The sequence below is a fragment of the Rhodoblastus sphagnicola genome (assembly GCF_002937075.1).
In the GTDB taxonomy this organism is placed as follows: Bacteria; Pseudomonadota; Alphaproteobacteria; order Rhizobiales; family Beijerinckiaceae; genus Rhodoblastus; species Rhodoblastus sphagnicola.
The window spans coordinates 40905-57957 of sequence record NZ_NHSJ01000040.1 but is presented as its reverse complement, the minus strand read 5'-3'; the positions used below and the strand labels follow the sequence as shown (position 1 = coordinate 57957).

General features: G+C 63.5%; 20 protein-coding genes. 14 read left to right on the top strand and 6 right to left on the bottom strand.

What is annotated here, in order from left to right; translation table 11 throughout:
• The first annotated feature begins 21 nt into the window (after positions 1-21).
• The 13 genes from flgK (at position 22) to CCR94_RS06020 (ending at position 11110) form a co-directional block, all read left to right on the top strand.
• Complete coding sequence (flgK, locus tag CCR94_RS06080) at positions 22-1500, top strand: flagellar hook-associated protein FlgK (protein WP_104506990.1); 1479 nt, start codon at positions 22-24, stop codon at positions 1498-1500.
• A gap of 1 nt (position 1501) precedes the next feature.
• Positions 1502-2557: a flagellar hook-associated family protein gene (locus CCR94_RS06075; protein ID WP_104506989.1), complete on the top strand. Its 1056-nt coding sequence runs from the start codon at positions 1502-1504 to the stop codon at positions 2555-2557.
• A gap of 23 nt (positions 2558-2580) precedes the next feature.
• A complete protein-coding gene (gene flaF / locus CCR94_RS06070; RefSeq protein ID WP_104506988.1) occupies positions 2581-2928 on the top strand; it encodes a flagellar biosynthesis regulator FlaF in 348 nt (115 codons plus the stop codon).
• Between the two features lie 7 nt (positions 2929-2935).
• Complete coding sequence (locus tag CCR94_RS06065) at positions 2936-3337, top strand: flagellar biosynthesis repressor FlbT (RefSeq protein ID WP_104506987.1); 402 nt, start codon at positions 2936-2938, stop codon at positions 3335-3337.
• Between the two features lie 27 nt (positions 3338-3364).
• Entirely contained in the window at positions 3365-3778 is a 414-nt protein-coding gene (gene flgD, locus CCR94_RS06060; protein ID WP_104506986.1) for a flagellar hook assembly protein FlgD, read from the top strand.
• An 8-nt stretch (positions 3779-3786) separates the two neighbouring features.
• Positions 3787-4053 carry a flagellar biosynthesis protein FliQ gene (gene fliQ / locus CCR94_RS06055; protein ID WP_104506985.1) on the top strand — a complete coding sequence of 89 codons (267 nt, stop codon included), beginning with the start codon at positions 3787-3789 and terminating at the stop codon, positions 4051-4053.
• Between the two features lie 137 nt (positions 4054-4190).
• Positions 4191-6281 (top strand): flagellar biosynthesis protein FlhA, encoded by a 2091-nt coding sequence (flhA, locus tag CCR94_RS06050; RefSeq protein ID WP_104506984.1) that lies wholly within the window; start codon positions 4191-4193, stop codon positions 6279-6281.
• Positions 6278-7060, top strand: coding sequence for a flagellar biosynthetic protein FliR (locus CCR94_RS06045; RefSeq protein ID WP_206605784.1), 783 nt, complete (start codon positions 6278-6280; stop codon positions 7058-7060). The genes flhA and CCR94_RS06045 overlap by 4 nt, the downstream gene beginning before the upstream one ends.
• Complete coding sequence (locus CCR94_RS06040) at positions 7060-7458, top strand: hypothetical protein (protein ID WP_104506983.1); 399 nt, start codon at positions 7060-7062, stop codon at positions 7456-7458. Before CCR94_RS06045 ends, CCR94_RS06040 begins: the two co-directional genes overlap by 1 nt.
• 70 nt (positions 7459-7528) lie before the next feature.
• On the top strand, positions 7529-8038 hold the full coding sequence (locus CCR94_RS06035) for a hypothetical protein (RefSeq protein ID WP_158254644.1): 510 nt from the start codon (positions 7529-7531) through the stop codon (positions 8036-8038).
• 21 nt (positions 8039-8059) lie between these two features.
• A complete protein-coding gene (locus CCR94_RS06030) occupies positions 8060-8434 on the top strand; it encodes a flagellar protein FlgN (protein ID WP_146089874.1) in 375 nt (124 codons plus the stop codon).
• Between the two features lie 22 nt (positions 8435-8456).
• On the top strand, positions 8457-8909 hold the full coding sequence (locus tag CCR94_RS06025; protein WP_104506980.1) for a hypothetical protein: 453 nt from the start codon (positions 8457-8459) through the stop codon (positions 8907-8909).
• A 131-nt stretch (positions 8910-9040) separates the two neighbouring features.
• Complete coding sequence (locus CCR94_RS06020) at positions 9041-11110, top strand: methyl-accepting chemotaxis protein (RefSeq protein WP_158254643.1); 2070 nt, start codon at positions 9041-9043, stop codon at positions 11108-11110.
• Positions 11111-11262: 152 nt separating this feature from the next.
• Here the strand turns inward: CCR94_RS06020 and CCR94_RS06015 are convergent, their stop codons facing one another.
• From CCR94_RS06015 to motA, 6 genes are all read right to left on the bottom strand, one after another.
• On the bottom strand, positions 11263-11700 hold the full coding sequence (locus CCR94_RS06015; protein WP_146089873.1) for a hypothetical protein: 438 nt from the start codon (positions 11698-11700) through the stop codon (positions 11263-11265).
• Positions 11700-12788, bottom strand: a complete 1089-nt coding sequence (flhB, locus tag CCR94_RS06010; protein ID WP_104506977.1) for a flagellar biosynthesis protein FlhB — start codon at positions 12786-12788, stop codon at positions 11700-11702. Before flhB ends, CCR94_RS06015 begins: the two co-directional genes overlap by 1 nt.
• A gap of 150 nt (positions 12789-12938) precedes the next feature.
• Positions 12939-14000: a flagellar motor switch protein FliG gene (locus tag CCR94_RS06005; RefSeq protein WP_104506976.1), complete on the bottom strand. Its 1062-nt coding sequence runs from the start codon at positions 13998-14000 to the stop codon at positions 12939-12941.
• The gene (fliN, locus tag CCR94_RS06000; protein ID WP_104506975.1) at positions 13981-14316 is read right to left on the bottom strand and encodes a flagellar motor switch protein FliN; all 336 of its coding nucleotides are present in this window, start codon (positions 14314-14316) and stop codon (positions 13981-13983) included. The genes CCR94_RS06005 and fliN overlap by 20 nt, the downstream gene beginning before the upstream one ends.
• A 28-nt stretch (positions 14317-14344) precedes the next feature.
• Positions 14345-15292: a flagellar motor switch protein FliM gene (locus CCR94_RS05995; protein ID WP_104506974.1), complete on the bottom strand. Its 948-nt coding sequence runs from the start codon at positions 15290-15292 to the stop codon at positions 14345-14347.
• Between the two features lie 3 nt (positions 15293-15295).
• Positions 15296-16168, bottom strand: a complete 873-nt coding sequence (gene motA, locus CCR94_RS05990) for a flagellar motor stator protein MotA (protein ID WP_104506973.1) — start codon at positions 16166-16168, stop codon at positions 15296-15298.
• 156 nt (positions 16169-16324) lie between these two features.
• Here motA and flgF point away from each other — a divergent pair, with 156 nt between their 5' ends.
• Positions 16325-17050, top strand: a complete 726-nt coding sequence (gene flgF / locus CCR94_RS05985) for a flagellar basal-body rod protein FlgF (protein ID WP_104506972.1) — start codon at positions 16325-16327, stop codon at positions 17048-17050.
• Positions 17051-17053 lie beyond the last annotated feature (3 nt).

Sequence of the window (17053 nt, the reverse complement as noted above, 5' to 3'; positions counted from 1 at the left end):
TCACGGAGCGGATGAACAGCCATGGGTCTCACCAATGCCATGGACATCGCCTCGAGCTCGCTTGCGACCAACGCGGGGCTCCAGGCGATCGTCTCGCGCAATGTTTCCAATGCGCAGAACACAACGGGCTATGTCTCGGCGAAAGTCGCCAATGTCATCACCGGCGCCAACGGCGCCGGGATCATCGAGTCGATCGCCAACCTGACCAACACTTCGCTGTTCAACACCATGCTGGCGGGAACAGCGAGCAATGCGGCGGCCCAGGCCCTTTCCGATGGCGTGACGCTGTTGCAGAAGACCGTCGCCGATTCCACCACGACGACGGATTCGACCACGGCCGCGCAGTCGCCCTCGACCCTGCTGCAGGCCATGTCCTCGGCCTTGCAGACTTATTCCTCGTCACCGAGCAATACCTCCGCCGCCGCCGCCGTGGTCACGGCGGCGACCAATCTCGCCAACGGCCTGAACGACGCCACGACGACCACGCAGAACGCGCGTGAGACCGCCGATCAGGACATGGTCACTTCGGTGGCGACCATCACCAATCTGCTCAAGCAGTTCCAGGGGGTCAACACCACGATCGTCCAGGGCACGGCGAGCGGCTCCGACATCACCGACGCGCTCGACCAGCGCTCGACGCTCCTGCAGAGCCTGTCGAAGGAAATCGGGATCTCGACGCTCACCAATTCCAACGGCTCGATGTCGATCTACACCGACAGCGGCGTCACCCTGTTCGAGACCAGTCCGCGCACGGTCACCATGACGCCGCAGACCTCTTATACCGCCTCGGTCGCCGGCAATGCGGTCTATGTCGATGGCGTTCCCGTGACGGGCTCCAGCGCCGTCATGCCGATCCAGTCCGGCGCGCTCAAAGGCTACGCCGACGTGCGCGACAGTGTCGCGGTCACCTATCAGAACCAGCTCGATTCGATCGCGGGCGGGTTGATCAACGCCTTCGCCGAAACCGGCGGCTTGGGCCCGGTGGCGGGTCTGTTCAGAGCCTCGGCCAACACGGCCACGATTCCGACAGCGACGGTGGATGCGGGCCTCGCGGGCTCGATCCAGGTCAGCGCCGGCGCCGATCCCTCCCGGGGCGGCAGCTACACCAACATTCGCGACGGCTCGATCAACGGCGTCAGCCAGAACAGCACCCCCCCCGCAGCGAGCTTCAACACGTTGCTGCGCGGCTACATCTCGAACCTCAGCTCCGCGACGACCTATCCGTCGGGAACCGCGCTCTCGACCTCCAGCAGCCTCACCTCCTACGCGTCGGATTCGGCGAGTTGGCTCAACAGCAAATATCAGGGGGCGAGCAACGACGCGACCTACCACACCACGCTGCTGTCGCAGACGTCGCAGGCGCTGTCCAACGCCACCGGCGTCAACATCGACCAGCAGATGTCGAAAATGCTCGAATTCGAAAATGCCTACCAGGCTTCGGCCAAGCTGATTTCGACGATCAACGCGATGTTCGGATCCCTCCTTCAGGCGGTGGCGTGACATGGCCGTGAATTCCGTTTCCTCTTCGACTCTTGCGACCGTTCTGCAGAACACGGTGTCGCGCCTGCAATCGCAAATGAGCACGGTCTCGAAGGAGGAATCCACCGGCTTGCTCGCGGACATCGGCTTGAGCCTCGGCGCCGGGTCTGGACGGGACATCTCCCTGCATCAGCAATATGCCGACTTGACCAGTCTGACGAGCTCCAACTCGGTCGTCACCACCCAGCTCGACACCGCCTACACAGCCGCCACCACGCTCCAGCAAAGCGCCTCCAGCGTGCTGAAGCAGGTCATCACCGGCCTGTCGTCCACCCCCAGCAGTTCGGGGTCGGCGGCGCTACAGAAGGTCGCCGCGGGCGCTCTGTCGAGCTTCGTGGCCTCGGCCAATTCCGAAGTCGCCGGGGTCTATGTCTTCGGCGGAATCAACACGGGAAACGCCGCCATCAAGTCCACCGCCGCGTCTTCGACAGGCCCGGCGCAGACGGCCGTGCAGACCGCTTTCAACGCTTATCTCTCGGCGAATAGTCTGAGCGTCAACACGATCAGCGACACGCAGATGACAACGTTCCTCACTGGAACGTCCTTCACCTCGCTGTTCTCCGGCAGCAGTTGGACAAGCAACTGGTCGGATGCCAACAGCACGCCGCTGACCAACCGCATCAGCCTCAACCTCACCGAGACGACCTCGGTCACAGCCAACGACCAGTCGTTTCAGACGATGGCGCAAGGCCTGACGATGGTCAGCGTCTTCGCCAACCAGAACCTGAACTCGGGCGCTTATTCCGCGATGCTGACACAGGCGCAAAAGGTGATGACCGACGCGAACAACCAGTTCACCGAGACCGCCGCGACGATCGGCACGATGCAGAGCGCCGTCAAACAGGCCAATTCCGGCATCACGCTCCAGCAGAATGTGCTGAACACGCAGCTCAACGCCAACGAGGCGATCAACGACTACGACGTCGCCTCGCAGGTGAGCGCTCTCTCCACCCAGTTGCAGGTCGCTTATTCGCTTACGTCGCAGATTCACAAGCTGAGCCTGGTCAATTTTCTTTAGCCTGAAATGCGCGGGACTGACCCATGTACCAGTTTACTTATGCAGAAGTCGTCGAAGACTCCCCCCAGGAAATGCGCGCGCGCGAGCGCGATGCGCTCGGCCGCGCCGTCGAGTTGCTACAGCGCGCCCACGAAGCGGGCGTCGCCTCGCCGGAGGCGAACGACGCCCTGATTTATACCCGCCGGCTGTGGTCGATCTTCATCGACGATCTCGGCAGCAACGGCAACGAACTTCCGGAAGCCGTGCGGGCGCAGCTCATCTCCATCGGCATCTGGATCATCAAGGAAATCGAACGCCTGCGCACCGGCGCGGCCGACAGTTTCTCCGATCTCATCGAAATCAACGTGATCATCCGCGACGGACTGGTGTGAGGCGCTTATGCTGCTGAAATTGCGCGCGGGTGAAAAGCTCTATCTCAACGGCGCCGTCATCAAGGTCGAGCGCAAGTCAACGCTCGAACTGCTCAACGACGCGACCTTCCTGCTCGAGGCGCATGTGATCCAGCCGGAGGAAGCCAACACGCCGCTGCGGCAATTGTACTTCGTCTTGCAAACACAGTTGATGGAGCGGGAGGCCTCGCCGCTGGCTCTGCGCATGTTCATCGACATGTCGGCGGCGAGCCGCGCGGCGTTCGGAGGCGGCCCCGTCTCCGATGGTCTGCGCGGCGCCGACGACCTTGTGGAGTCCGGGAGAATCTTCGAAGCGATGAAAACCTTGCGCGGACTGTTCCCGCTCGAAGCCGAACTGATGAAGGACAAGGCGTCCGCCAACGCGGCCTGACGGCCGCAGAAACGAAGGATCCGAACCATGACGGCAGCAGTCTCCGGCGCGACCAGCGCGACCAGCACAAGCAACACGGCGAGCGCCGCCACGACCGCGGCGGCGTCCTCCACCATGAACTATAACCAGTTCCTGCAATTGCTGATGACCGAACTGAAATATCAGGATCCGACCTCTCCGATGGATCCGACCTCGCAATTGTCGCAGCTCGCGAGCTTCTCCGCCGTGGAGCAGCAGGTCCAGACCAACACCACGCTGACCTCGCTGCTGAACAACACCATGATCAACCAGGCCGAGTCCGCGATCGGCAAGACGGTGACCTCATCGGACGGCACGGTAAGCGGCACGATTGCCTCGGTCACGGTCAGCTCCAGCGGCTCGACCGCCACGCTGACGAATGGCAAGACCGTAACGCTGGCGACGGGCGTCACCATCTCCTGAGAGAGACGATGAACGAAGCCGACGCCCTAGATCTGCTGCGCGCCTCCATCTGGACCGTGCTTGTCGCGACCGGCCCCGCCGTCGCGGCGGCCATGGTGGTCGGCGTTGTGATCGCGCTGTTTCAGGCCCTGACGCAAATTCAGGAATCGACCCTCACATTCGTGCCGAAAATCGTCGTGGTGCTGGTGATGCTGGCGTTCACCGGTTCGCTGATCGGCGCCCAGATCCATTCGTTCACCGAGCAGGTCTACGGCCGCGTTGAACGAGGATATTGAAGACCGCGCTCGCTTTCCTGCGCCTGGTCTCATCCGAAAACACGCCCCGCATTTCGGGACCATGCGTTAACCACGCGCGGCAGTTTGAGGCAAGCTTGCCCGTCCATCTTCGGTCCGCGCTTCAACGAGGATGAGACATGACGCAAGCAGCCGCGATCGCACCGGTCAATCCCGCCGCCAAGGGTGGGCGAGATATCGCCTTCGCCGGGGTCATCGTCTGCATTCTCTGCATTTTCTTCCTGCCGATCCCCGCCTTCCTGATCGACATGGGCCTGGCGTTCTCCGTCGCGCTCTCCGTGTTGATTCTGATGGTGTCGCTGTGGATCGAGAAGCCGCTGGAGTTCTCGGCCTTTCCGACCATTCTCCTGGTCTCGACCATGCTCCGGCTGGCGCTGAACATCGCGACCACAAGGCTCATTCTCACCGACGGCTCCCATGGCGTCACGGCGGCCGGCTATATCATCGGCGGCTTCGCCAAGCTGATGATGGGCGGCGACTTCGTCATCGGCCTCGTCGTCTTCGCCATTCTGATCACCGTCAATTTCATGGTCATCACCAAGGGCGCGTCGCGCATCGCCGAAGTTGGCGCGCGCTTCACCCTCGACGCCATCCCCGGCAAGCAAATGGCGATCGACGCCGACCTTTCCGCCGGCCTGATCAACGAGAAGGAGGCGCAGCAGCGTCGCCGCGAACTGGAGGAGGAAAGCTCGTTCTTCGGCGCGATGGACGGCGCGTCGAAATTCGTGCGCGGCGACGCCATCGCCGGCCTGATCATTCTCGCGGTCAACGTGTTCGGCGGCATTGTCATCGGCGTCACCCGGCATTCCCTGGACATCGCCACCGCCGCCGACGTCTACACCAAGCTGTCGGTTGGCGACGGCCTGGTCTCGCAAATTCCGGCTCTGATCATTTCGCTGGCGGCGGGCCTGCTGGTCTCCAAGGGCGGCACGCGCGGCTCCACGGAAAAGGCCGTGCTCAGCCAGCTCGGCAATTATCCGCGCGCCATGCTCGTCGCCAGCGCGCTTCTCTTGATGCTCGGCCTGATGCCGGTGCTGCCGTTCTTTCCTTTCGCGATTCTGGCTGGCGCGCTCGCCTTCCTCGGCCAGACCATTCCGCAAAAGCTCGCCAAGGAGCGCGATGCGCAAGTGGCCGCCGAGCGCGCCCGCGAAGAGTCGGCCAAGGTGGAGCAGAAGAATTCGGTCAAGGAATCCCTGCGCACCCACGAGATCGAACTGGTTCTCGGCAAGCAGCTTTCGGCGCGCCTCCTGCTTTCGCAAAACGAACTTTCGACCCGCGTGGCGCGGATGCGGCGCAAGTTCGCGACCCAGTACGGATTTGTGGTGCCGGAGATCAAGGTCTCGGATTCGCTCACCGCGCCGCCAAAATGCTATCAGATCAAGATTCACGGCGCCGTGGTCGCCACACAGGAAGTGCGCATCGGCGAATTCGTGGTGATCAGCGGCGACGGCAAGCGCCCGGACACGCCCGGAGAGGAAATTCGCGAGCCGGCCTTCGGCATGAAGGCCTGGTCCATCGCGGAGGCTTTCGTTCCCGAAGCCAGGCGTCTTGGATTCAATCCGATCGACAACATGTCGGTGCTGCTCACCCATCTGTCCGAGGTCATCCGCAACAATCTCGCGCAACTGCTGTCCTACAAGGACATGCGCGCGCTGTTCGATCGCCTCGGCCCGGAATACAAGCGCCTGCTCGACGAAATCAGCCCCTCGCAAATCTCCTATTCGGGCTTGCAGGCGGTGCTCAAGCTGCTGCTCCAGGAGCGCATCTCGATTCGCAATCTGCATCTCATCCTGGAAGCCATCGCCGAGATCGCGCCGCATGCGCGCCGGGCGGAGCAGATCACCGAACATGTGCGCATCCGCATGGCGCAACAGATCTGCGGCGATCTCGCGCAGGGCGGCGTGCTGAAAATCCTGCGGCTTGGCAATCGCTGGGATCTGGTGTTCCACCAGAGCCTGAAGCGCGACGCCAAGGGCGACGTGACCGAGTTCGACATCGACCCCCGGTTGGTCGAGGAGTTTGGCGAGGAAGCGGCCAAGGTGATCCGCAAGCTCATGGACGCCGGCGAGCAGTTCGCGATCGTGGCCACGCCGGAGGCGCGTCCTTATGTGCGCATGATCATCGAGCGCCTGTTCGCGACCTTGCCGGTGCTGTCGCATCTCGAACTGGCGCGCGGCGTGGAGATCAAGTCGCTGGGAACGGTGTCGTGATTTCGACGGTCATCACGACGGCGCCGGAGATGATCGCTTCGATCTTCGTGCTGTTCTGCCGGATCGGCGCCTGCCTGATGACCACGGCGGGGTTTTCCAGCCAGCGCATTCCGACGCGCATCAAGCTGTTCGTCGCACTGACGCTGACGCTCGCGCTCGCGCCCACGCTGACCGGCGGAAAGCCTTTCGCGTTCGATGGCCATCCTTTGACGGACAGCCTCGGCGCGCTGGGCGGCGCGATCTTTTCGGAAACGCTGATCGGCGGCTTCATCGGCCTGTTGGGGCGGCTGTTCTTCCTCGCGCTGGAAACCATGATGATGGCCGCGTCGATGAACATCGGCATGACCAACCCGCTCGGCGCGCCGATCGACGAGTCGGAAAGCTTGCCGGCGATCGGCGTCCTGGTGAGCGCGGGGGCCACCTGCCTCATTTTCATCATGGGATTGCATTGGGAGCTGATCCGAGGCGTGGTCGCGTCCTATGCCGTGATGCCGGTCGGAACGGTGTTGCGGCCGCAGACCGCGCTCATCACCTTTTCCGACACGCTGGCGCGGACCTTCGTCTCCGCCATGCGCATCACCAGTCCCTTCATCGTGTTCGGCGTCGTCGCCAATTTCGCGGTGGGCTTGCTCAACCGCCTGACCCCGCAGATTCAAGTCTACTTCATCTCTGGCCCGTTCCTGATCACGGGCGGCCTGTTCCTGCTCTATTTGATTTCCAACACCATGGTCACCGCCTTCATGGCGGACTTCGCCGACTGGGCCGTCAGGGGAAACTGATGCGTGAAAGACATCGTTCACTCCAGCGCCTGCTGCGCGTGAAAGCCCAACTCCACCAGATCGACGAGGCCAAGCTCGGGGAAATCCAGCGGAGAAGGATCCTGGTGGAGGAGGAGAAACGCGCCTTGCTGAGAATGCTTGGCGATGTCGAGAAGAACGATTCGTTCATCCTTGGGCTCGCCTGCCGTCACCTGATCCAGTCGGAACGGCGCGAGATCGACTTGGCGGCGGAGGAGTCGGCGCAGAAGGCGCAATTGCTGCAACGCTCGGCGCAAAAGAAGACGCTGGAAAAAATCGTCAAGGAGACCGCGGTGTCCATCGCGCGGGAAGACGAGAAACTGCAATTGCTGGACATCGGCGAAAGTCTGGCGGCGCGCGCGTCCTCAAGCCTCCCGTAAGTTTACGCGGCTAGATTGCTCAAACACTCGCGCATACAGGGCTATGCGCAACAACGAGACTCCGGCGCGCATGGCGATTTCACCCGTATCCGATCTCATCCTCGATGTCGCCCGCGCGGCGGACCCGCAAAAGGCCTCGGCGGCGTCGCGCGCCCTGACCGACGGCGCCCCGGCGAGCGCCCAGGCGAGCGCGTCCTCGACGGACTTCTCGACCACGCTGACGCGAACGGCGGCGCCGGTCGACACCGGGCCATACGCCTATCACAATCCGGGCCAGACGCTGACGCCCGACCTGAGCCCCGCGCGCAAGGCGGCCATGAGTCTGGAGAGCGTGCTGCTCAAAAGCATGATCGACGAGATGTTGCCGAAGGACGCCGCCGATGTCTACGGCTCCGGCGTGGCGGGCGATGTCTGGCGTTCCATGATGTCCGAAAAAATCGCCAATGAAGTGGCGAAGTCCGGCGCGCTGAAAATTGCCGATCGCCTGTTCGCCACGCATCAGGACCTGTTGCAGAGCTCGACCGTCAACAAGATGCAACCGGCGCTGCCGCCGCTCGTTGACGCCAGAATCAAAATCTAGCGGGGCTTCATGGATCATTCGATGTCTCATCATGGCGCGGCGACCTTCGGCCATATCAACGTTCACGCGGCCTTTTCCGACGTCATCGCGCGCGTGGAAACCGTGATCGACCAGGAGACGGCGCTGCTGCGCGAAAATCGCGCGGTGGAGCTCGCCGAATTCAACACGCGCAAGCAGCAGGGTTTGCTGGAGCTCAATCGCATCCTGCGCAATTTCAGCCAGCTCGACCTGAAGCGCGTCGATCACGACAATGTGGCGAGGCTGGTGGGCAAGCTCGAAGCGAATCGACAGGTGCTCGCGCATCACCTGCGGGCGATTGACGAAATTTCAGGCCTGGTGTCGCGCGCGCTCCAGGAAGCCGAGTCCGACGGAACCTACGGACGCGGCGGGGTATGACCCGGCCGGTTGGAGGCTTGAGATGATCAAGATGCTGGCCTTGGCGATCTGGGCGAGCGCAATCGCCGTGCTCGCCGGCAACGCCGTCTCGCAATGGCAGGCGGCGAAGGCGTCGCCGCAAAAGGCCGAAGCGGCGGAGCATGTCTACGAATATCGCAAGACCAAGGTGATCAATGTGCCGATCGTCGCCGACGGCGCGCTGCTCGGCTACGTGCTGGTGCAATTCCTCTACGGGTTCGACGCCAAGGTGGCGGAGAAGTCCGCGGTGAGTCCCGACGCCCTGATCATGGACGAAGCGTTCCGCGCGCTTTACGGCGACCCGCGCCTCGATTTCCATCACCTGGAAAAATTCGACATGGACGCGCTCACCAAGAAGCTCGCGGTGTCGTTGAACGCGCGTCTTGGCGAAGGGGCGGTCAAGGACGTCCTGCTCCAGGATTTCTCTTACATGCCGAAGAACGAGGCGCCGCGCTGACGCCGACGCGACCATGAGAAGTTCCGGGCAAGCCGACGGCGTCAATCTCGGAAATTCGGTTCAACCGTCGTTCGGAAGGGTCCGGGGGGGAGATGGAGTTTTATCCGCTCGCAAAAATGCGTGGAGCCGTTATGCAACCTGCTGACGCGCAGACCGCTCTGTCCACGCTCCTGTCGCCCCGCCTGAAAAGCCTGTTCGAGGCGTTTCGCGCGCGGGTGGCTTCCGACCCGGCGACGGCCGCCGCCTTCGCGAAAGGCGATTTCTCCCGTCTTGAGGGCGCGCTGGGCGCGCACTGGCGCGATCTCCTGTCGGGGCCGTCCGGCCCGGAGCGGGCGACGCGCGCCCGCCGTTTCGGCGAGGCGCAGGCGCGCGCGGGGCTTCCCCTGGACGCCTATATCGCCGCTCATGGCTTTTTCACCGGGGCTTGCGTTCAGGCGATTCTTGGAAGGACTTCCCGCGAATCCGTCCTCGTGGGCGCGCTGCTCGAGGCGCTTTTCGCCGATATGGCCGAGAGCGTCGGCGCCTATGTCTCCGGCGCCGAAACGGCGTCGCGCGAAAGCGAGGCGAGCGACCTGCTGCGCGTGGTCGATGTGGAAATGGACGCCTCCAACGCGGTCGCGGCGACCCAGTCCGGCGCGATGCGCGCGATCGTCGGCGATCTCGAAAAGATCATCGCCGAATTGCGCGGCGGCGTCACGCTGGTGGGCGATGGCGCGGCGACCGCCACGCAATCGATCGGCGCCGTCGCGGCGGCCGTTTCCGAACTTCATGCGTCGAGCCAGGAGGTCGGACGCCAGGCCAATGACGCGCACGCTCTGGTGAATGACGCGGTCGATCGGGCCGATGACGCGGAGCGGCGTTGTTCCGAACTGGCCTCATGCGCCGCGCGGGTCACGGAGATCGTGACGCTGATCACCGGCATTTCCAGCCAGACCAGCCTGCTGGCGCTCAACGCCTCCATCGAGGCCGCGCGCGCCGGCGAAAGCGGACGCGGCTTCGCCGTGGTCGCCAACGAAGTCAAATCCCTGGCGCAGCGCACCAGCAGCGCGACCCGCGATATCGCGGCGCAGATCGCGGACATCGAAACCGCCGTAAAATCGTCCGTCGCGGCGATGCGGGACGTGCGCGACATTATCGGGCGCATCAGCGACATCGCCGCTTCGGTGGCGCAGAGTTCCGACCAGCAGATCGGCGCCGTCCAGGAGATTGGAGAGAGCGCCAATTCCGCCGCCCAAGGCGCGACGCGACTCGGCGGCAGCGTCGAGCTCTTCAATGGCGTGGTCGCCGAGGCCAATCAGGCGACGGAAAAGGTCGCGACCCAATCGCGGCAGGTCAGCACCCTGTTCGATCGCCTGACCAAGCGGCTTTCGGTGACGCTGAAGAATTTCGCCGACGCGGACCAGCGCAAGTTCCCGCGCTCGCCGGCCAAGATTCCCGCGACGCTGGTCCATCGCGATCGTTCCTTCGCCACCGAAGTCCTGGAGATTTCGGAAGGCTCGGCTCTTGTGAACGGCTCCGAGGTCAGCTTGGAGATGGGCGCGGCTGTCGAGATCGACCTCAAGGACATCGGGCCCCTGCGCGCCCGGGCGGCGCCGGCGGATTTCGGCTACCGGCTGCATTTCATCGAGACGCCGCAACCGACGGCCGCGGCGCTCAAAGCTCTCATGCAGCGTCTCCAGGCGAAAGAGGAGACGTTGCGCGAGATCGTCATCGCGCGGGCCGCGATGATCTCGTCGCTGTTCGAAAACGCGCTGGGATCGGGAGCGATTTCGGAGGTCGATCTGTTCGACGTCAATTACGCGGAGATCCCCGGGACCGATCCGAGGCAGTACCGCAATCGGGCGCTGGACTTCCTTGAGGCGACCCTGCCGGCGATCCAGGAGCCGATTCCCACGCTGGATTCGGCTGTCGTCTTTTCGGCGGCGGTCGATCGCAACGGCTATCTTCCCGTTCACAACAAGAAATATTCGGCGCCTCAGGGCGGCGATCCCGTCTGGAACAACGCCAATTGCCGCAACCGGCGGATTTTTGACGATATGACCGGCCTGCTCGCGGGACGCAACACCAGCGCCTATCTCAGCCAGACCTATCCGCGCGATCTCGGCGGCGGGCGCGTGGAATTGATCAAGGACATTTCCGCGCCGATTTTCGTGCGCGGCAAGCACTGGGGCGGGCTGCGCATGGGCTCCAAGATCGCCTGATCCGGTTTCCGCGAGACTCGCGATCCGCGACAACAGCGCGCGGATTTCCCTGAAGTGAGGGCGAAAATCCGCGCGTGCGGAAGACGAAATCAGGAATGGATCATTCGGATTTCGGGTGACAAGCCGGATCGAAGGGCTTGCGCCGGCCTTGCCTACGCCGCCCTTCTGGGGGGGCGCAGCCGGGCGTCCGCCAGCGCCGAGGCGAATCGCGTCGGCACGTCTTCCGGCGCGCCGGGCGTGTCCAGCGCGAGATGATGAATGTCGATCGAAGCGCTGGCCGCGTCGAGTTGCAGACGAAACAGCGCGGTCGCGCCGCGCCAGCGGAACTCCATGCTCAGGGAAACGCTCGGTGGCGCGTTCCATCGCACGTCGGCGTCGGCGGCGCAGGCATAGCGCAACGCGCCCTGCTTGAAATAGAGTTCGGCCGAGGAGTGGATCAGATCCTCGATATTGGCGTAGCGCTGGCCATGCACGTAGCCGATCAGGTCGATGACGTTGACGAGGCGCAATTCCGTCGCGACATCGGCGAGAGCTTCCGCGAGCGCCTGCTCACACGCGCGCGGCACGGCGGGCGAAATGGGTGTCGGCATCATGAGCTCCGCCCTTGTTGCTGCTGGCCCGATGCGCCAGTCCGGTTGAGGAAGTGGATCAGTTCCGCGATGACGCGGTAGAATTCCGCCGGGATCATCATGTCAACCTCGACACGATCGTACATGGACCTTGCCAGAGCCTTGTCCTCGATCACGGGAATGTCGTTCTGTTCGGCGATCTCGCGGATCTTGAGCGCGATCAGATCCTGGCCCTTGGCGACGACCTTCGGCGCGCCGCCCTCTTCGCGCACGTAGCGCAGCGCGATGGCGTAATGGGTCGGATTGGCGATCACCATGGTCGCGGTGGGGACGGCCGCCATCATGCGCTTGCGCGCGCGTTCGAGCGCGACGGAGCGCTGCCGCGCCTTGACCATGGGGTCGCCCTGCATCTGCTTCATTTCGTCCTTCACGTCCTGGCGGCTCATGCGCAGGTCGCGCTTCCAATGGATGCGGGTCCACGCGAAATCGAAGGCGGCGAGGACGAAGACCGCGAGCGTGATGCCGCTGAGCAGCCGGGTCGAGACGTCGAGAATGTGCTCGGCGAGCCCGGCGGGGTCGGACTGGATGGTCGCGATCGCCGCGCCGATCTCGCCCTTGATCACGAAGAAGGCCACAAGGCCGACGATCAGCAGCTTGGCGAGGCTCTTGAACAGCTCCGTGACGCCGCGCATGGAGATGACGCGCGACCAGTCGGGCGCGATGCGCTCCAATTTGGGCATCAGTCGCTCCGGCGCGATCTGTGGCGCGTTCTGTCCAAAAGTCGCGACCAGCGCCATGACGATGATGAGAACGATCGCGGGCAGCAGAAACTGCCCGACGGCGCGCATGGTCGCGTCGATCAGGTGGAGGGCGTTGCGCCCGGCGCCGATCTGATATTGGCCGCTCTGGTCGAGCATGTTCTGCATCGCCGCGACCATGGGACGGGCGCCGGAGCGCAGGAAGAAATAGAAGAACAGCACGGCGGCGAACAGACCCGCGAAAGTCGTGACCTCGCGCGAATTGGGCGTATCGCCCCGCTCGACCGAATCGGAAAGTCGCTTCTCGGTCGGTTCCTCGGTCTGGCTTTCCTTGTCGGGTTTGTCTGACATGGTCTCCTGCGAAATCCAGAGCTTTTATTCGAAATCCGAATGTTCCATTCGAATTTCGTATCTCGCTCACGCGGAATTCCACGTTCGCGATCTAGGAAATTCCGCGTGAGTGGTTTTCTCGGATTGCGAAGCAATCTCGCGGAAACCGCACTATTCAAAAACCGCGTCGCCATCTCCGCTCGAATGGATCTCGATCTCGTTGCGTTCGGCCATTTCCAGCACCGTGTCGGCGATGGCGCGGCGCGCCTTGAGCACGTCGCGTTGCTGCGCCGGGCCGCCCGAATTGAGCTCGCTTTCCACCATGCGCCGCGCGCGTGCGGCCATGGAGGAGAGAATCAATTCGCGGAAGGTCGGGTCGGTGCCCTTGAGCGCCATGACGACGCGATCGGCGGGCACCTTGTCGAACACGGTGGTGCGCGCTTTCTGCGAGAGTTTGGCGATGTCCTCGAAGGTGAACATCAGGCCGCGCAGCGTCTCGGCGTCCTTGGGGCGATCCTCGGCCAGGGCGTTCAGCACTTCCTCGATCTGGTCGCGCTCCATCTTGTTGATGATTTCGGCGATCTTGCTGTGGGTGTCGCCGCCAGTGTTGCGCGCGACATTGAGCAGCAGATCCTCGTGCATGGTGCGCTCCAGCAGACGCATCATCGGGTCCATCACCGGACGGGGCGACAGCATGCGCTTCATCAGGCTGTTGCGCAGTTGGGGCGGCGTCAGCGCCATCACCTTCGCCGCCGCGGTCGAGGAAAGTTTCGACAGCACGAAAGCGAAGGTCTGCGGATGTTCCTTTTGCAGATAGCTGGCGAGCGCGGCCTCTGGCGCCGCCGACAGGCGGTCCCACATCGCCTTGTTGGAATTGCCGAGCACGTCGGAAAGAATTTCGGCCGCCTCGTCCTCGGGCAGGGCGCCGGCCAGCAAATTTTCAGCCGAGCCCGCCGATCCCAACAGATCGGCGCCGGCGGTGAACATCTCGGTGAAATCGGAGATCAGATGTTCGATCGTCGCGGGATTGACCGAGCCAAGGTCCGCGGCGGCACGGGTGACCTGGCGCAATTCGAGCGGATCGAGGAGCTTGAGCAGGCGCCCCGCCACCTGCTTGTCCATAGCGAGCAGCAAGGCCGCGACCTTTTCGGCGCCGAACAGCGGCCGTGCGACGCCGTTTGCGCGATTCGGCGCGCCGTAGCGGCCGCCGTCCTCAGTTGAAGGCGTCTGCATCCGATGAGCCCACGATTTCCGTCAGGGATACGCCGAAGCGCGAATTGTCTTCGTCAACCACCACCACTTCGCCGCGCGCGACGATGCGGCCATTGACGACGACATTGACGGGTTCGCCGACGCGCTGGTCGAGCGCGACCACCGCGCCGCGCCCGAGCTTCATCAGGTGGGCGACCGGCATTTTCGCGGACCCGAGCACCACTTGCACGGTGACGGGAATGCGCAGGATGGCGTCATGCCGGGTCAGATCGGGGTCCGCCGCGCTCGGCTGCGGCTCGACCTGCGGGCTTTGAGGAAAATCTTCTGTTTCGGTCATGAGGCTGCTCGGCGGTTCAATCGGGATTTCAGGCTTGTTCGGTCACGGCGGCGGATTTCAGGAACTGGGCCAAGGGCATCTCCTCCACATTGACGCGCTCGGCGACTTTCAGGGTATAGACCCCCTTGGACTGCCCCAGTTCGCACCAGAACAGCGCCTGGCTCTTGCAGTCGAAGCGCACCCGGGTCAGGGCGCTGGGTTTCAGCGGCAGCACGTCGCCGATCTTCCATTCGGAGATCGCCCCGAGCGTCTCTTCATATTCGTCGAGCACGCCGGTGATTCTCACTTCGGCCTTCTGCACGCCGTCGCGCATCATCTTGAGCCAGCGCGGATCGCTGGCGGAACCGTCGCTCGACAGGTCGCGCGCCAGTTTCTGGCGGATGGGCGTGAGCGCGGGCTGGGGGATCACGACGAACATCTGTCCGCCGATATCCATGGCCTGGATCAGGATCTTGGCGATCACCGCAAGCACGTTGCGGCGGCCCATGATGGTGAAGTCCATGCGCGTTTCCACGCGCTCCAGCCGGAACGTGGTCTCGATCACCGGGCCGAAGGCGGACTTCAAAGCCTCGGAGGCGATTTCCAGCACGGTCTGGGCGACGCGCACCTCAAGGGTGGAAAATGTCCGGTCCTCGTCATAGGGGGCTTCCTGCGCATCGCCGCCGAGCATCACTTCCATCAGGGAATAGACGCAGCGGCGGTCGAGCCCGACCAGAATGCGGGCGTCGAGTTCGGACGAATAAAAGATCGCCGCTATGGAGCCGTCATAGGCGTCGAGCGCGTCCCAGACGTGATCGGTCGAGATCGAATTGACGAAGCAGGAGACCACGGCCGGCGCATAGGGGCGGATGCCCTCGGCGCAGGATTGCGCCAGCCGGTCGAAGATCATGGTGAGCATCGGCAGACGCTCGACCGTCAAGCCGGGATTGTCGAGGAGCTTGTCCGCCGCTCCGCGCGGTTCAGTCGCCGTGTTCATCGATCAGGCCGCCGCTTTGTCGCCGCCGCCGCCGGTGGTTTCACTCTCCACCTCGTCGATGGTGGGGCGCTCCTTGGCGGGGATGGTCTTGCGGCCGAATTCGACGGCGATCTGCGGCATGGCGCCGTTCATGTAGGCGAGCAGGGTCTGCTTCACCAGGACGAACTGGCGCAGGGCCTTGGTGCGCGTGGACTTGATCAGCATGGCCAGCGGAGAGATGATGCCGTAAGAGGCGAAAATGCCGGAGAAGGTGCCGACCAGCGCGGCGCCGATCAGGCCGCCGAGCACTTCCGGTCCCTGGTCCAGCGAGCCCATGGCGTGAATGATGCCGAGCACCGCCGCGACAATGCCGAGCGCCGGAAAGCCGTCGCCGACGCTCGTCAGCGCGTTGTAGGGTTTCATCTTGTCATAGGTCATCGTCTGGATTTCCTCGTCCATTAGCGCCTCGATCTCGAAGGAGCGCGCGGTGCCGATGATGATCAGGCGGCAATAGTCGCAGATGAAATTGCAGAGCAACTTGTTGCCGAGGATTTTCGGATGCAGCTTGAAGATTTCCGATTCCTGCGGATTGTCGATGTGCGCTTCGACCTCGCCGCGCGACTTCCCGCGCATTTCGCGCATGATGCTGTGCAACAGCGTCAGCAGGTCGAGAAAGTCCTTCTGTTTTGGCCCCTTGCCAAGGATGGCCTCCATCATGGCGCCGCCCGTGTCCTTGATGACCGGCATGGGATTCTGCACCACGAAGATGCCGAGCGCCGCGCCGCCGAGGATCAGAAACTCATAGGGCTGCATGAGAGCGTGTAGATGGCCCCCGATGGCGACATAGCCGCCAAGCATGCAGCCGAAAGATATGGCTAAGCCGATGACAAAATTCACGAGCGCTCTCCGCTTGCCGAAGCTTGAGGCCCATTAGTGCGTGGTCGGGCTTGCGTGAGGCTGGCGCCCCCCGCGCGTCAGCCTCGCGCCAGCGCCGATGGTTAAGGATTGGTTGTCTCTTCAAGATTTCGCATTCACTTGTGTAGCGGGTTTCCGATGCAATCTGGTCTCTATGTCGCTCTCTCCGGACAGGCCGCGCTGCTGAAGCGCCTGGACACGGTCGCCCAGAACATCGCGAACGTGAACACGGCCGGCTATCGCTCCGAGGAAATCAGCTTCTCGACGCTGCTCTCGCGCGCGGGCTCGACGTCGGTGGCCTTCGCCGTCCCCGGCGACAGCTACATTTCGCGCAAGACGGGCGATATTTCGCGCACCGGCGACCCGCTCGACCTCGCCGTGCGCGGAGACGGCTATTTCGCCATCAAGACGCCCGATGGCGTCGCCTATACCCGCGACGGGCGGCTGCACATGGACGCCAACGGCTCGCTGTTGACGGTCAACAATTATCCCATTCTCGACGCCGGCGGCTCGGCCGTCTTGCTCGACGGGAGCGCCGGTCCGCCGATCATCGCCTCCGACGGCATGATCAGCCAGGGCGGCCGTCAGGTCGGCGCCATCGGCCTGTTCCAGCTCGATCCCAACGCCAGGCTCAGCCGCGCCGACAATTCGGCGGTGAAATCCGACCGGCCGGCCTCGCCCGTGCTCGACTTCAACAGCAATGGCGTGCTGCAGGGCATGGTCGAGGGTTCGAACGTCAATCCGATCCTCGAACTGACGCACATGATCACGATCCAGCGCAATTTCGAGAGCGCCAACAACGCCATTCAGAGCACCGAGAGCAATTTCAACGACGCCATCAAGACATTGGGTTCGCCCAGTTGAGAC

What these genes read in the sequence shown, in the direction of transcription:
- CCR94_RS06035 (WP_158254644.1), top strand. Translation starts at nt 7,529, where the DNA reads ATGGCGATTTCACCCGTATCCGATCTCATCCTCGATGTCGCCCGCGCG.
- flhB (WP_104506977.1), bottom strand. Translation starts at nt 12,788, where the DNA reads ATGTCAGACAAACCCGACAAGGAAAGCCAGACCGAGGAACCGACCGAG.
- CCR94_RS06075 (WP_104506989.1), top strand. Translation starts at nt 1,502, where the DNA reads ATGGCCGTGAATTCCGTTTCCTCTTCGACTCTTGCGACCGTTCTGCAG.
- CCR94_RS06020 (WP_158254643.1), top strand. Translation starts at nt 9,041, where the DNA reads ATGCAACCTGCTGACGCGCAGACCGCTCTGTCCACGCTCCTGTCGCCC.
- CCR94_RS06030 (WP_146089874.1), top strand. Translation starts at nt 8,060, where the DNA reads ATGTCTCATCATGGCGCGGCGACCTTCGGCCATATCAACGTTCACGCG.
- flaF (WP_104506988.1), top strand. Translation starts at nt 2,581, where the DNA reads ATGTACCAGTTTACTTATGCAGAAGTCGTCGAAGACTCCCCCCAGGAA.
- flhA (WP_104506984.1), top strand. Translation starts at nt 4,191, where the DNA reads ATGACGCAAGCAGCCGCGATCGCACCGGTCAATCCCGCCGCCAAGGGT.
- CCR94_RS05995 (WP_104506974.1), bottom strand. Translation starts at nt 15,292, where the DNA reads ATGAACACGGCGACTGAACCGCGCGGAGCGGCGGACAAGCTCCTCGAC.
- CCR94_RS06015 (WP_146089873.1), bottom strand. Translation starts at nt 11,700, where the DNA reads ATGCCGACACCCATTTCGCCCGCCGTGCCGCGCGCGTGTGAGCAGGCG.
- CCR94_RS06040 (WP_104506983.1), top strand. Translation starts at nt 7,060, where the DNA reads ATGCGTGAAAGACATCGTTCACTCCAGCGCCTGCTGCGCGTGAAAGCC.
- CCR94_RS06065 (WP_104506987.1), top strand. Translation starts at nt 2,936, where the DNA reads ATGCTGCTGAAATTGCGCGCGGGTGAAAAGCTCTATCTCAACGGCGCC.
- flgF (WP_104506972.1), top strand. Translation starts at nt 16,325, where the DNA reads ATGCAATCTGGTCTCTATGTCGCTCTCTCCGGACAGGCCGCGCTGCTG.
- CCR94_RS06025 (WP_104506980.1), top strand. Translation starts at nt 8,457, where the DNA reads ATGATCAAGATGCTGGCCTTGGCGATCTGGGCGAGCGCAATCGCCGTG.
- flgD (WP_104506986.1), top strand. Translation starts at nt 3,365, where the DNA reads ATGACGGCAGCAGTCTCCGGCGCGACCAGCGCGACCAGCACAAGCAAC.
- CCR94_RS06005 (WP_104506976.1), bottom strand. Translation starts at nt 14,000, where the DNA reads ATGCAGACGCCTTCAACTGAGGACGGCGGCCGCTACGGCGCGCCGAAT.
- fliQ (WP_104506985.1), top strand. Translation starts at nt 3,787, where the DNA reads ATGAACGAAGCCGACGCCCTAGATCTGCTGCGCGCCTCCATCTGGACC.
- flgK (WP_104506990.1), top strand. Translation starts at nt 22, where the DNA reads ATGGGTCTCACCAATGCCATGGACATCGCCTCGAGCTCGCTTGCGACC.
- fliN (WP_104506975.1), bottom strand. Translation starts at nt 14,316, where the DNA reads ATGACCGAAACAGAAGATTTTCCTCAAAGCCCGCAGGTCGAGCCGCAG.